Source organism: Bradyrhizobium sp. USDA 4510 (assembly GCF_054059095.1).
In genome coordinates, this window is the sequence record NZ_JBSSBT010000001.1 from 9,226,536 (window position 1) to 9,240,943 (window position 14,408).

Below are 14,408 nucleotides of genomic sequence, written 5' to 3' on the forward strand. Positions count from 1 at the left end.
TGATCGAATGGACGTTCGGCGCAGGCCATCGCCGATCACATCGGCCGCGCGTTCAATTGTTCACGCAGGACTTCCCGCGCAAGCGTCGCTCGCGTCATCGCCGCTGCGGATTGTCGGCATTGCCGGTGGTGGTGCCCGTCGGGCCTCCCGGAAGCGCCGGTGCGGCGCTGCCGCCGCCGGTGCCCGAAGACGGTGCGACGCGCTGGCCGGACTGGGTCGGGAGCGCAGTGCCGCCGACGCCGTTCGACGGTGCGGCGCGGTCGCCAGGCCTCGGCGGCAGCGGGGTGCCGCCGGTGTTCTGCGCGAGAAGCGGGGCCGGTGCGAGGATGAGGCCGGCGGCGACGACGATGGCAAATTTGGTCTTGAACATGTGCTGGTCCGAGATGGCGCGGTGAGGCTTGAGCGACAGGCACAGCCGCGACGGAGACGAGACATCCGCCAAGCCCGCGAGATTGCGATACCAACATAACGTCCGCCGCATTTGATGCGTTCCCGGAAGCCTCGCCAGGACGAAGCAAATATCCGTGTAATGAACGGTCTCCACCGATCGCGGCGACGCCTCGCCGGTGTTGCGGATCTTTCGACATGAAGTTTGGACATTCATGTCGCGAGAATGCGGACGTGTGACTCACTGACCTTGCCACACACTCAATGTCGTCATGGCGAAAGCCAGGACCGATTACCCCAAATCTCAATTGTTGCGCGACGCTGGGGCCACGATCCCGTCCAGGATCAAGTGGGATGGTTATAGGTCCTGGCTTTCGCCAGGACGACGAACGGATAGCGCCGTGTGCCCGTCCTCACGGGTTCACGCAAACACGGCAATGACGACTGGTTGGCCAGGCGCCGTCGTCCTAGCGTTCTGTCAGCTTCAGCTCGATGCGGCGGTTGCGCTTGTAGGCCTCTTCGGTCTGCGCGGTGTCGAGCGGCTGGAATTCGGCAAAGCCGGCGGCGACCAGGCGCTGCGCCGGCACGCCGAGCGAGACCAGGTACTGCACCACCGAGATCGCGCGCGCCGAGGACAGCTCCCAGTTGGACTTGAACAGCGGGCTGTTGATCGGCCGCACGTCGGTGTGGCCGTCGACGCGCAGCACCCAGGCGATCTCGGGCGGAATCTGCTTGTCGAGATCGATCAGCGCGCTCGCGACAGTTTCGAGTTCGGTCTTGCCCTCGGGCAGCAGCGTCGCCTGGCCGGTGTCGAAGAACACTTCCGACTGGAACACGAAGCGGTCGCCGACGACGCGGATATCGGGACGGTTGCCGAGGATCGCACGCAGCCGGCCGAAGAATTCCGAGCGGTATTTCGACAGTTCCTGCACCCGCTGCGCCAGCGCGACATTGAGGCGCTGGCGCGAGATCGGCGATGCGGTTCTGCGATTCCTTGTCGCGTTTCTCGGAGGCGTCGAGCGCCTCCTCGAGCGCGGCGAGCTGGCGGCGCAGCGCGCTGATCTGCTGGTTCAGCAACTCGATCTGCGCAAGTGCGCGCGACGATACGGCCTTCTCGGACTCCAGCGCCTTGTTGAGTTCGTTGGCGCGGCCCTGCGCGTCGCTGCCGGAACTCGCGAGCCCCTCATAGAGTCCCTTCATGCGGTCGCGCTCGCCTTCGGCGGAAGCGAGCCCGGCGCGCAGCTGCGCCACCTGGTCGTCGAGCGTCAGCTTGGAGAGCTTCTCCAGCGACAGCAGGTCGTTGAGCTGGGCGATCTTGGCGGTGAGCTGTTCCAGCGCCTTGTCCTTGCCGGTGACCTCCTGCGACAGGAAGAACTGCACGACGAGGAATACCGACAGCAGGAACACGATCGACAGCACCAGCGTCGACAATGCGTCGACAAAGCCGGGCCAGTAGTTGAAGCCGGATTCGCTGCGGCGCGAGCGGGCGAGGGCCATGGGTGTCTCCTTGGGCTTGCTCCCCGGCTAGCTTTTCTCGGGCTGGCGGGCGAGGCGTTCGAGCAGCCGCTTGATCTCGCGGTTCTGCTCGCCCTGGCCGTCGGCCCATTCCCGGATCATCTGCTGCTCGGTGCGCATATGCGCAACCAGTCCCTGGATCGCCTCGGCAAGATTGGCCATCGCGGCCGTGGTGCTGCGGCCGCCGCCGCCTTCCTCGAGCGCGGTGCGGAGCCGATCGATCGCGCCCTGCATGTCGCCGGAGACGCCGGCTTCATCGCCGGAAATGCCGCGCACGGTGCCGGCGAGCCAGTCCTCGAGGTCGGTGTAGAAGCGGTTCTGGGCCTGGCTCGACTGCAGGTCGAGGAAGCCGAGGATCAGCGAGCCGGCGAGGCCGAACAGCGAGGACGAGAACGAGATGCCCATGCCGCCGAGCGGCGCGGCGAGGCCCTCCTTCAGCGTATCGAACAGCGCGCCGGAGTCGCCGCCGACCTTGAGCCCGTCGATCACCTTGCCGACCGAGCCCACCGTCTCGATCAGGCCCCAGAAGGTGCCGAGCAGGCCGAGGAACACCAACAGGCCGGTCATGTAGCGCGAGATGTCGCGGGCTTCATCGAGGCGAGTTGCGATCGAATCGAGCAGATGTCGCATGGTCTGCTGCGAGATCGACATCCGCCCCGAGCGTTCGCCGCCGAGGATCGCGGCCATCGGGGCAAGCAGCGTCGGGCGGCGCTCGATCGCAAGGCCGGGATCGGCGATGCGGAAATTGTTGACCCAGGCGACCTCGGGATAGAGCCGGATCACCTGGCGGAACGCCAGGATGATGCCGATCAGCAGCACCGCCCCGATCAGGGCGTTCAGCCCCGGATTGGCAAAGAAGGCGGTGACGATCTGCTTGTACAGCACGACCCCGACCAGGCCGCAGAGCACCAGGAACACCAGCATCCGCACCAGGAAGATACGAGGCGAGGACAGCTTGCTCAATTCGATCTCCATGTCGGAGCGGGAAGGAGGCATTGCCGGGTCATCCGTTCGCGAAGGCCGCATCTGCGAGCAATATGGCACAGCGGCGGAGTGAGGAAAGCCGATTCCAGGGGCAGCAAACAGGACCTTGAGTTGGAATCTCGTGGGCCGTTGCCGCTTTGCACGGCTTTCCGACCGCTCGGCGCATCACCATCCGCTGAACTGCACACCCCACCCGCAGATCGCGAAATGAGGTCGGCTTGCACGCGTCATTCGGTGAGGCGAACGCGACGATGGTGATTCGGTCCGATTGTCTCGATGTTGCAAGGTGCGGCATTCCGCGCAGGCAAAATGGCGGGGTTCCCGCTCACGCAGACCTTAATGCATTCCCACAGCCTGCGATGGAACCCGCTCACAATGCGGTGACAAGACAAAAGATGCCGCGAAATCAGAGTGATAGCATTCTGTGACATTGAGCCGCCCAAAAACGCATTGCGTCGCAGCAAGCAGATTTTATTTTCATCGCAGCAACGCGAGCGGTGTCGCCGTGACACCGCCGTTCGTTTGTTCAAACCTTTCAGGGGCGATTATCTCAATGTCTGGACTTCGCGCGCAATCGGCATGCATTGCTCTGATGCTGGCCGTGACGGCGCCACTGCTTGCAGGCTGCGACGAGCCGAACACCGCAACCGCCGCCGTGCAAGCACCCGAGCCGGACGTCAGTGTCGTCACCGTGAAGCCGCAGGCGCGCGCGATGCTGCGCGAGCTGCCGGGCCGCATCGCGCCGACCCGTGTTTCCGAGGTACGCCCGCGCGTCTCGGGCATCGTGGTCAACCGCATGTTCCATCAGGGCAGCGAGGTGAAGGTCGGCGATCCCCTGTACCAGATCGATCCGCGCCCGTTCGAAGTCGAATTGCAGTCGACCGAGGCGGCGCTGGCGCGCGCCAAGGCCGTGCTCGAACAGGCCGCGCTGCAGGCCCGCCGTATCGCCACCTTGACCAGCCAGCGCGCGGCGCCGGAAGCCGAGAACGAAAAGGCGATCGCGACGCTGAAGCAGGCCGAAGCCGACGTGCAGGGTCGCGAGGCCGAAGTCGCGCGAGCCAAGCTCAATCTGGATTATGCGACGATCCGCGCGCCGATCGACGGCACCATCGGCGCGGCGCTGGTCAGCGAGGGCGCGCTCGTCGTGCAGAACGACGCCGCGAGCCTTGCGACCATCCAGCAGCTCGATCCGATCTACGCCGACTTCCAGCAGTCCGTGACCGAGATGAACCAGCTCCGCCGCGCCTTCGAGAGCGGCGATCTCGACCGCATCGCGCCCGACGCGATGAAGGTGCGCCTCGTGCTCGACGACGGCTCGATCTACCCGCTGCCGGGCAAGCTGCTGTTCTCCGACGCCAAGGTCGACGCCTATACCGGGCAGGTGACGTTGCGCGGCGAGTTCCCGAACCCGCATCGCATCCTGCTGCCGGGCATGTATGTGCGCGTGCTGATCGAGCAGGGCATCGACAGCGATGCGATTGCCGTGCCGCAGCAGGCGATCCAGCGCAATGGCGGCGGCGGCAGCGAGGTGTTCGTCGTCAAGGCCGACAATCACGTCGCGGTGCAGCCGGTGCGCACCGGCTCGCTGCAGGGTGGTTCCTGGTTCGTGACTGACGGCCTGAAGGCCGGCGACAAGGTCGTCGTCGAGGGGTTCCAGAAATTCGCCGCCGGCGACAAAGTCCGGCCGCAAGCCTGGCGCGAGGTCGACGCAGCTGCAGCACCGACGGATCCGCACCAGACCGCGCACGCAGTGCGGTGATCCGGCATGCCTAGCTTCTTCATCGACAGGCCGATCTTCGCCTGGGTCGTCGCGCTGTTCATCTGTCTGATCGGCGCGATCTCGATTCCGCTGCTCGCGGTCGCGCAATATCCGATCATCGCGCCGCCCTCGATCTCGATCTCGACCAGCTATCCCGGCGCGTCGCCGGAGAACCTCTACAACAGCGTGACGCGGCTGATCGAGGAGGAGCTCAACGGCGCCGCCAACATCCTGAACTTCGAATCGACCTCCGACTCGCTTGGCCAGGTCGAGATCATCGCCAACTTCAAGCCGGGCACCGACACCAGCCAGGCTTCGGTCGAGGTGCAGAACCGCCTCAAGCGCGTCGAGGCGCGGCTGCCGCGCGCCGTGATCCAGCAGGGCATCCTGGTCGAGGAAGCCTCGTCCGCCGTGCTGCAGATCATCACGCTGAACTCGACCGACGGCTCGCTGGATGAAGTGGGCCTCGGCGACTTCATGATCCGCAACGTGCTGGGCGAGGTGCGCCGCATCCCCGGCGTCGGCCGCGCCACGCTGTATTCGACCGAGCGGTCCTTGCGGATCTGGATCGATCCGGCCAAGCTGGTCGGCTACGGCCTGTCCGCCGACGACGTCAACAAGGCGATCACCGCGCAGAACGCCCAAGTCGCCTCCGGCAGCATCGGCGCCGAGCCGAGCACCGATACCCAGAAGATTTCCGCGCAGGTGCTGGTGAAGGGCCAGCTGTCCTCTCCCGACGAGTTCGGCGCCATCATCCTGCGCGCCAACGCCGACGGCTCGACGGTCCGCCTGCGCGACGTCGCGCGGATCGAGATCGGCGGCCTCAGCTACCAGTTCAACACCCGCCTCGACGGCAAGCCGACCGCCGGCCTCTCGGTGTTGCTGTCGCCGAAGGGCAATGCGCTGGCGACCGCGAGCGCGGTCGAAGCCAAGATGAAGGAGCTGTCGCGCTTCTTCCCGGCCAACATCTCCTACGAAATCCCCTACAACATCACGCCGGTGGTCGAGGCTTCGATCAAGAAGGTGTTGACGACGCTGGTCGAGGCCGTGGTGCTGGTGTTCGTCGTGATGTTCCTGTTTCTGCAGAACATCCGCTACACCATCATCCCGACCATCGTGGTTCCGGTGGCGCTGCTCGGCGCCTGCGCTACGCTGATGATCGCGGGCTTTTCGATCAACATGCTGACCATGTTCGGCATGGTGCTGGCGGTCGGCATCCTCGTCGACGACGCCATCGTCGTGGTCGAGAACGTCGAGCGCATCATGGCGGAGGAGGGCCTGCCGCCGAAGGAAGCCACCAAGAAAGCGATGTCGCAGATCACCGGCGCCATCATCGGCATCACGCTGGTGCTGATGGCGGTGTTCGTGCCGATGGCGTTCTTCCCCGGCTCGGTCGGCATCATCTACCGGCAGTTCTCGGTCACCATGGTGGCGGCGATCGCGTTCTCGGCGCTGCTCGCGCTGTCGCTGACGCCGGCGCTGTGCGCGACGCTGCTCAAGCCGGTCAAGAAGGGCCACGGCCATGCCAGCAAGGGCGTGTTCGGCTGGTTCAACCGCGTGCTCGACACCAGCCGCGCGGGCTATACCCGCACCGTGCAGGGCTCGCTGAAGCGCACCGGCCGCCTGATGCTGATCTACCTCGTGCTGTTCCTCGGCGTCGCCTACGGCTTCGTGCGGCTGCCCGGCGGCTTCCTGCCGGTCGACGACCAGGGCTTCATCACGACCGACGTGCAGACGCCGTCGGAATCGTCCTATGCCCGGACCGAAGCCGCGGTCGAGCAGGTCGAGAAGTACCTCAAGGACCGCGCCGGCATCGAGAACGTCACGTTCCTCACCGGCTTCAGCTTCCTCGGCCAGGGCATGAACACCGCGCAGGCCTTCATCACCCTGAAGGACTGGTCGGAGCGCGGCCCGAAGGATTCCGCCGCCGCCATCGTTGCCGACATCAACCGCGATTTGTCGTCGATCCGCGACGCCAGGATCTCGGCGTTGCAGCCGCCGCCGATCGACAACCTCGGCAATTCCTCGGGCTTCTCGTTCCGCCTGCAGGACCGCGGCCAGAAGGGTTATTCGGCGCTGATCGCCGCGTCCGATCGCCTGATCGCGGAGGCCAATGCCAGCCCGATCCTGCAGAAGGTCTATGTCGAAGGCCTGCCGCCCGCGCCGCAGGTCAATCTGATGATCGACCGCGAGAAGGCGGGCGCGTTCGGCCTCACCTTCGAGGATATCAACAACACGATCTCGACCAATCTCGGCTCGAACTACATCAACGACTTCCCGAACCGCGGGCGCATGCAGCGCGTCATCGTGCAGGCCGACAAGACCAGCCGCATGAACGCGGACGACATTCTCAACTACAACGTCAAGAACAGCCGCGGCCAGCTGGTGCCGTTCTCGGCCTTCGCCACCATCGAGTGGACGAAGGGGCCGACGCAGATCGCGGGCTTCAACTACTATCCGGCGGTGCGCATCTCCGGCGAGGCGCGGCCGGGCTTCACCTCGGGCGATGCGATCGCCGAAATGGAGCGGCTCGCCGACAAGCTGCCGCGTGGCTTCGGCTATGAATGGACCGGCCAGTCGCTGCAGGAGAAGCTGTCGGGCTCGCAAGCGCCGTTCCTGCTCGCGCTGTCGGTGCTGGTGGTGTTCCTGCTGCTCGCCGCGCTCTATGAGAGCTGGACCATTCCGCTCGCGGTGCTGCTCACCATTCCGCTCGGCATTCTCGGTGCGGTGGTGGCGGCGACGATGCGCGGGCTCTCCAACGACGTCTATTTCACCGTCGGTTTGATCACCATCATCGGTCTTGCCGCCAAGGACGCGATCCTGATCATCGAGTTTGCCAAGGATCTGCGCGCGCAAGGCAAGCCGCTGGTCGAGGCGACAATCGAGGCGTGCAGCCTCAGATTCCGCCCGATCCTGATGACCGGTCTGGCCTTCGTCTGCGGTGTGCTGCCGATGGCGATCGCGACCGGCGCCGGCGGCGCCAGCCAGCAGGCACTCGGCACGTCAGTGATGGGCGGCATGATCGCGGTGGTGATCCTCGCGCTGCTCCTGGTGCCGGTGTTCTTCGTCAGCGTGCAGCGCGTGCTGGCCGGCGATCGCGAAACGGCGCCGGGGCAGGGTGAGGTATATGGCCCGCCCGCGCCGGCAAGGATCGGTCACTGACATCAGGGACCGGTGCTGCTCAGATCAGCAGCTTGCTTTCGCAAGCTGACCAATCCAGATTGCAGCTCTGGATTGAACGGGAAGCGTTTGGGCAACCCGGGGATTGAGGGCATGCGATGCGGCCGAGCGATATTGCGATCTCGAATTATCGCTCGATCCGGCGGCTCTTCATGCCCATCCAGCCGCTGTCCGTCTTCGTCGGCGAGAACGGCGTCGGCAAATCCAATCTCTACAAGTCGCTGTCGCTGTTGCGGGATGCTGCGACCGGCCGGATCACGCGCACGATCTCCGACGAAGGCGGGTTGAACTCGGTCTACTGGTCGGGCCTGCGCAAGCGCGGCGAGGATGCAAGGCTGCGGTTGGAGGTCAGGTTCGATCACGTCAAATACGCCATCGAGCTCGGGCATCCCGGCCCGCTTGAGGCGGCGTTTCCCGGCGAGCCGATGATCAAATCCGAACGCGTCGAGGCGATCCACGGCAAGCGCAAAGTCCTGATGATGGAGCGGACCAATTCACACGTCAGCGTCCGCGGCGAGAGCGGCGCCTGGAGCGAGCACAAGAATGCGGTGCTGCCATCGGAAACCGTGCTGGCGGATTTCCCCGACGGCAAGGCGTGTCCCGAGATCGATTTGATCCGAAACGCGCTGCAGAGCTGGCGCTTCTATCACGATTTCCGCACCGATCCGGGCTCGCCGATCCGAAAGCCTTGCCTGGCGATCACGACACCGTCGCTGAGCGCCGATGGCAGCGACCTGGCCGCCGCCTTGGCAACGCTCAGCGCGATCAGGCAAGATGCGGTGGACATGCAGGATGCGATCGAGGACGCGTTCCCGGGCGCCGAGCTCCAGGCATGGGCGGAAAACGGACGGTGCGAATTCGAGCTGCAGCAGGCTGACGTGCCGCGCCCGTTCAAGGCGCACGAACTATCCGACGGCACGCTGAAATATATCTGCCTGCTCGCCGTGTTCATGGGCTATCGGCTGCCGCCGTTCATCGCGCTGAACGAGCCCGAGACCAGCCTGCATCCCTCGCTGCTGGCGCCATTGGCGCGGCTGATCGCCAAGGCATCGCGCCGTGCCGACATCTGGATCGTCACCCATTCGGAGCCTCTGATGGAAGCGCTGCGCAGCGAAAGCGCGGTGCCGCTGCGCCGGGTGATCAAGACGAAGGGCGCCACCACCATCGAGGGCCTGACCGCGGGCGGTGAATTTCGTGACCGCGAGGACGACCAGGATGACGATGACGACGACGATTAAATCGCGCCGTCGCGTTACTGCCCGAGCGGCTTCAGGATCTTGATCAGCTCGCCGTGCACGAACTCGTTGCCGCAGACGATGTGGCCGGTCTGCAGCGGGTCGTCATTGCCCTGGATGCCGGAGACGGTGCCGCCGGCTTCGCGGACCATCAGCAGGCCGGCCGCGACGTCCCAGGCCTGCAGATTGCGCTCCCAATAGCCGTCGAGCCGGCCAGCAGCGACAAAGGCGAGGTCGAGCGAGGCGGCGCCGAAGCGGCGGAAGCCCGCGACCTTGTTCTGCAGCGCAGCCATCTCCTGCAGCGCCAGCTGGTGACTACCGCGGCCGATATGCGGCAGGCCGCAGGCGACAACGCATTCGTTGAGCTGGCGGCGGCCGGCGACGCGCAGCCGCTGGTCGTTGAGGAAGGCGCCCTTGCCGCGCTCGGCGATGTAGAGCTCGTCATTGGCGGGATTGTAGATCACGCCGGCGATCACGGTGTCCTCGCGCTTCAGCCCGATCGAGATCGCGAATTGCGGGATGCCGTGCAGGAAGTTGGTGGTGCCGTCCAGGGGATCGACGATCCAGGTGTGGCTCTTGTCAGAGCCTTCGCGCTTGCCGCCTTCCTCGCCGAGGAACCCGTAGCCGGGCCGGGCCTTCTCGAGGTCGGTGTAGAGCATCTCCTCGGCGCGCTTGTCGGCGAGCGAGACGAAGTTTGCCGGCCCCTTCAGCGACACCTGGAGATGTTCGATCTCGCCGAGGTCGCGCTTGAGGCTGCGGCCGGCGCGGCGCGCGGCCTTGACCATGACATTGATGAGAGCGGAATAGAGCATGATGGAAGCTGGTGGCTTTCGAGCGTTGGAAATCGATCGGGCAGCGTAGCAAGACCCTGCCCGTCATCCTGAGGAGCGCGGAACGCGCGTCTCGAAGGATCGACGGCCCGGTCCGGGGCCGTGCATCCTTCGAGGCTCGCTCCGCTCGCACCTCAGGATGACGGGAAACGGCCTGTGGCGCCCTGGGTTTCGGACTGGGTGCCCTCTGGAAGTGGCGCCGTCAAGGCGTCATTTGACGTTGTTTCCGATCCATTTTCGCGCGGCTGCCTCGGCCTTGGCGCGGTCTTCCGGGCTCATATCGGCGAGGATGTCGTCGAGATCGGGGTCGCCCTTGCCGGCGGTCTTGGCGACCGTGTGCCATTTCAGCGCCTCGACCTTGTCCACCGGGGCGCCGGCGCCGGTCGCCAGCACATGGGCGAGGCGGTTTTGCGCGATCGCGCTGTTCTGCCGGGCCGCCTTGCGCAGCAGCGCCACCGCCGCCGGCACGTTCCGCGGCGTGCCCGAGCCGTTGTAGAGGGCGATGGCATATTCGACCTCGGCATCGACATTGTCGGCCAGCGAGGCGGCCTGCAGCAGCCGCGCCGCCTTCTCGAGGTCCTTCGGCACGCCGGTGCCTTCCTTGTAGAAGGTCGCGAGCGCGTATTGCGCCTCGGGGCTGCCGGCGTCGGCGGCCATGCGCAACAGCTCGGCGGAGCGGCGGAGGTCCTGCGGCAGGGTCTGGCCGTCGAGATAGAGCAGCGCGAGATTATAGGCCGCCTTCGGCTCGCCGAGCTTGGCCGACGACGCCAGCAGCTTGACCGCGGCATCCTTGTCCACGGCGCCGCCGCGGCCGGCGATCTTCATCATGGCGAGCGCGAACATCGCCTCGCGGTCGCCGGCATCGGAGGCGCGCTTGTACCACTCGTCGGCCTTGACGTAGTCGCGCTTGACGCCGAGCCCATTGGCATAGAGCTCGCCCAGCATCGTCATGGCCTTGGCATCGTTGTTGTTCTGCGCGCGCGCGGTCGCGAGATCGAACGCGGTCTTGTACATGCCGCGCTGATAGGCGCCGTAGACGAGGTCGACATTGGGATCGTCGACGGCCTGGGTCGGGGTCGGCGAGGGCGTCGGAGATGCGGCAGGCTTCGGCGTCGCTGAGGCGGCGGGCTTGGGCGCCGGCTTCTTCGCGACCGGCGAATGCACCTTCGGCTTCGCAGCGTCCTTCTTCGCGGGCGGCGTCTGTGCCGGCGGCGTGATCGAGAGCTGCGCCATCGCGCCGCTCGCCAGCATCGTGCAGCCGAGCGCAACACCTATCGGACGCAGGCATTTCATTCCGGCGTCATCCCTCGGCCCTTCCGTCGGCCTTGGCCTTGCCGAATGTGCCGGCATGCGCCCGCGCAATCGCGTCGCCGATCTCGGCGAGCGCCGCCTTGGCGCCGCGCGGATCGGACCAGATGAAGTTTCCGACCAGCACGAAATCCGCGCCGGCCGCCGCGAACGTCTCGGCTTCCTCGCGCGAGGTTGCAAAGCCGATGCAGGGCGGCTCGAACAATTCGTCCCACCACTCCAGCCGCTCGGCGATGGCCTCGCGCGAGGGCCGCTGTCCGTTGGCGTCGGGCTCGCCGAACAGCACATAGTCGGCACCAGCTTCGCCCGCGGCCATGGAATCGTGGCGGGTCGCGAGCCCGCCGACGCCGACAATGCGGTCGGGTTTCAGCGACGGCACCGCCTCTTCCATCGCGGCGACGCCGGTCAGATGCGCGCCGTCGGCGCCGGCGCGGGCCACGATATCGGGATGGCCGTCGATCAGCAGCGCCGCGCCGGCGTGCTGGATCGCAGGCGCCAGCGCCTTGATGGTGGAGATCATGCTGCGCGGATCGCTCTCGCGCAGCCGCACCAGCACGGCCGCGACATCGGCCGCGGCAAGCAGCTCGGTGAGCTCGGCCGCAAGCCGCGCAGGCTCATCGACCGCCGGCGTTGCCAGATAGAGGCGCGGCGTCGGCCGCGGCGGAACGGGCTTGGTCGCCAACTATGCCGCCTGTTTCTCGAGGCCGGCTTCCCAATTGCCGGTGCTCGCGAGCCCGTTCATCCGGGCGCGATGCGAGAAGGCGCGCTGGCCTGCGGGGACGTTGTCGGGCTTGCCGGACCACGCCTTCTGCGGCGCCGCCTGCAGCGCGCGGCCGTAGGAGAAGGTCAGCCGCCAGGGCAAATTGCCGATCTTGTTCATGGCGTCGAGATGCGCGGTCGCTTCCTCGTCGCTCTGGCCGCCGGAGAGGAAGGCGATGCCGGGCACCGCGGCCGGCACGCAGCTCTTGAGCAGGCGGATGGTCTTCTCGGCGACTTCCTGCACCGGCGCCTGCTTCGGGCACTTCTTGCCCGAGATCGCCATGTTCGGCTTCAGGATCATGCCTTCGAGCGCGACGCGCTGCACCCGCAATTCCTGGAAGGTGCGGTTCAGCACGCGCTGCGTCACCTCGTAGCAGCGGTCGATGTCATGATCGCCGTCCATCAGCACCTCCGGCTCGACGATCGGGACGATCTGCGCGGCCTGGCACAGCGCGGCGTAGCGCGCCAGCGCATGGGCGTTGGCACGGATCGCGGTCTGGGTCGGGATTCGCGGTCCGATATCGATCACGGCGCGCCACTTCGCAAAGCGCGCACCGCGCTCGTAATATTTCTTCAGCCGCTCGGCGAGCTTGTCGAGGCCGACGGTGACGAGTTCGCCTGGGCAGTTCGGCAGCGCCTGCGTGCCCTCGTCGACCTTGATGCCGGGGATCGCGCCGGCCTGCTCGATCAGCTTGACCAGCGGCGTGCCGTCCTTGGCATTCTGCCAGATCGTCTCGTCGTAAAGGATGACGCCGGAGATGTACTTGCTCATCGCCTCCTGCGAGCGGAACAGCATCTCGCGATAGTCACGGCGATTGTCCTCCGTCGAATCGACCTTGATGGCGTCGAACCGCTTCTTGATGGTGCCGGAGGATTCGTCGGCGGCGAGAATGCCCTTGCCCGGGGTGACCATGGCAAGCGCGATTTTGTTGAGGTCGGAGAGGTTCATCGGGGCGTCCTCCAGAGCCATTGCCTTTGCAAACCAAAATAGGCGGTTCTCGGGCAAATGCCTAGAAAACGTTCGTCGCGGCTGAGATCGCGCGTAGATTTGGCTTGTTCTGTTCACCTCGCCCCGCTTGCGGGGAGAGGCACAGGCCACCTTCGGCGGCCGTCGGCAAAGAACGCCGAAGTCGAGCTTCGGCTATGTTGCATCGCTAGATGCAATTCGGGTGAGGGGGTACAGGTCTAGCCGCATTCGCGGCTCGTGGAAGCAGCCCCTCACCCCAACCCTCTCCCCGCGAAGGGCGGGGAGAGGGAGAGATACGTCAGGCGACCTTGGGGTCGAGCTGGCCCGCGGCGTAGCGCTTGGCCATTTCCGCGGTGGTCAGCACCTTCTTGATCTTGCTGGCCTGGCCCGCGGTGTTGAACTCCTGCAGGCGCTGCTTGCACAGCTTGGTCATCGCCTCCATCGCGGGCTTCAGGTACTTGCGCGGATCGAACTCTTCCGGATTGTCCTTCAGCACCTTGCGGATCTGGCCGGTCATCGCCATCCGGTTGTCGGTGTCGATGTTGATCTTGCGCACACCGTTCTTGATGCCGCGCTGGATCTCGGCGACCGGCACGCCCCAGGTCGGCTTCATCTTGCCGCCATTGGCGTTGATGATCTCCTGCAGCTCCTGCGGCACCGACGAGGAGCCGTGCATCACCAGATGCGTGTTCGGCAGCTTGCGATGGATTTCCTCGATCACGTTCATGGCGAGGATGTTGCCGTCGGGCTTGCGGGTGAACTTGTAGGCGCCGTGCGAGGTGCCCATCGCGATCGCCAACGCGTCGACCTTGGTCTCCTTGACGAACTTCACGGCCTCGTCCGGGTTGGTCAGCAGCTGGTCGTGCGACAGCTTGCCCTCGGCGCCATGGCCGTCTTCCTTGTCGCCCATGCCGGTCTCGAGCGAGCCGAGCACGCCGAGCTCGCCTTCCACCGAGATGCCGCCGAGATGGGCCATGCCGGTCACGGTCTTGGTGACGCCGACATTGTAGTCCCAGTCGCCGGGGGTCTTGCCGTCGGCCTTCAGCGAGCCGTCCATCATGACCGAGGTGAAGCCGGCCTGGATCGCGGTCATGCAGGTGGCGGGCTCGTTGCCGTGGTCGAGATGCACGCAGACCGGGATCTGCGGGTAGATCTCGGTGACGGCGTCCATCATGTGCTTGAGCATGACGTCGTTGGCGTAGGACCGCGCGCCGCGCGAAGCCTGGATGATGACGGGCGCGTCGACCTCGGAGGCTGCCGCCATGATCGACAGCGCCTGTTCCATGTTGTTGATGTTGAAGGCAGGTACGCCGTAATCATGCTCGGCCGCGTGGTCGAGGAGTTGCCGCAACGTTATGCGAGCCATTCCATTTCTCCCTGTAGTGCAAGTTCGTGGATGTGAAGCGCGATGAGCTCATTTTCATCGCGCTTTTGCTCTTTGTTTGAGCATGATCTCTTCGGAAACCCGCTTCACACTTTTCCGG

The 14,408-nt window shown here is 65.7% G+C and carries 10 protein-coding genes and 1 pseudogene; 3 read left to right on the forward strand and 8 right to left on the reverse strand.

Translation table 11 applies throughout. The features are described 5' to 3' along the window. Positions 1 to 94 precede the first annotated feature (94 nt). The 3 genes and pseudogenes from ACVMDN_RS42940 to ACVMDN_RS42950 all read right to left on the reverse strand — a co-directional run bounded on the left by ACVMDN_RS42940 (position 95) and on the right by ACVMDN_RS42950 (position 2,898). Complete coding sequence (locus tag ACVMDN_RS42940; RefSeq protein ID WP_456828064.1) at positions 95 to 481, reverse strand: hypothetical protein; 387 nt, start codon at positions 479 to 481, stop codon at positions 95 to 97. Between the two features lie 373 nt (positions 482 to 854). Continuing rightward, positions 855 to 1,884 (reverse strand): annotated as a pseudogene (locus ACVMDN_RS42945) (peptidoglycan -binding protein). 27 nt (positions 1,885 to 1,911) lie between these two features. Further along, positions 1,912 to 2,898: a hypothetical protein gene (locus tag ACVMDN_RS42950; protein ID WP_057016194.1), complete on the reverse strand. Its 987-nt coding sequence runs from the start codon at positions 2,896 to 2,898 to the stop codon at positions 1,912 to 1,914. 541 nt (positions 2,899 to 3,439) lie between these two features. Here ACVMDN_RS42950 and ACVMDN_RS42955 point away from each other — a divergent pair. The 3 genes from ACVMDN_RS42955 to ACVMDN_RS42965 all read left to right on the forward strand — a co-directional run bounded on the left by ACVMDN_RS42955 (position 3,440) and on the right by ACVMDN_RS42965 (position 9,063). Continuing rightward, positions 3,440 to 4,645, forward strand: a complete 1,206-nt coding sequence (locus ACVMDN_RS42955) for an efflux RND transporter periplasmic adaptor subunit (protein WP_141341973.1) — start codon at positions 3,440 to 3,442, stop codon at positions 4,643 to 4,645. Between the two features lie 6 nt (positions 4,646 to 4,651). After that, positions 4,652 to 7,807 carry a multidrug efflux RND transporter permease subunit gene (locus ACVMDN_RS42960; RefSeq protein ID WP_057016195.1) on the forward strand — a complete coding sequence of 1,052 codons (3,156 nt, stop codon included), beginning with the start codon at positions 4,652 to 4,654 and terminating at the stop codon, positions 7,805 to 7,807. Positions 7,808 to 7,923: 116 nt separating this feature from the next. Next, on the forward strand, positions 7,924 to 9,063 hold the full coding sequence (locus ACVMDN_RS42965) for an AAA family ATPase (RefSeq protein ID WP_141341970.1): 1,140 nt from the start codon (positions 7,924 to 7,926) through the stop codon (positions 9,061 to 9,063). Positions 9,064 to 9,077: 14 nt separating this feature from the next. Here the strand turns inward: ACVMDN_RS42965 and ACVMDN_RS42970 are convergent, their stop codons facing one another. From ACVMDN_RS42970 to fba, 5 genes are all read right to left on the reverse strand, one after another. Further along, positions 9,078 to 9,872: an inositol monophosphatase family protein gene (locus tag ACVMDN_RS42970; RefSeq protein WP_076825014.1), complete on the reverse strand. Its 795-nt coding sequence runs from the start codon at positions 9,870 to 9,872 to the stop codon at positions 9,078 to 9,080. Positions 9,873 to 10,100: 228 nt separating this feature from the next. After that, complete coding sequence (locus ACVMDN_RS42975) at positions 10,101 to 11,183, reverse strand: tetratricopeptide repeat protein (protein ID WP_076825015.1); 1,083 nt, start codon at positions 11,181 to 11,183, stop codon at positions 10,101 to 10,103. Between the two features lie 7 nt (positions 11,184 to 11,190). Next, positions 11,191 to 11,880, reverse strand: coding sequence for a thiamine phosphate synthase (locus tag ACVMDN_RS42980; protein WP_076825016.1), 690 nt, complete (start codon positions 11,878 to 11,880; stop codon positions 11,191 to 11,193). Next, entirely contained in the window at positions 11,881 to 12,906 is a 1,026-nt protein-coding gene (locus tag ACVMDN_RS42985; protein WP_076825042.1) for a class I fructose-bisphosphate aldolase, read from the reverse strand. A 316-nt stretch (positions 12,907 to 13,222) separates the two neighbouring features. After that, positions 13,223 to 14,290 carry a class II fructose-bisphosphate aldolase gene (gene fba / locus ACVMDN_RS42990; RefSeq protein ID WP_057016199.1) on the reverse strand — a complete coding sequence of 356 codons (1,068 nt, stop codon included), beginning with the start codon at positions 14,288 to 14,290 and terminating at the stop codon, positions 13,223 to 13,225. Positions 14,291 to 14,408: the final 118 nt, after the last annotated feature.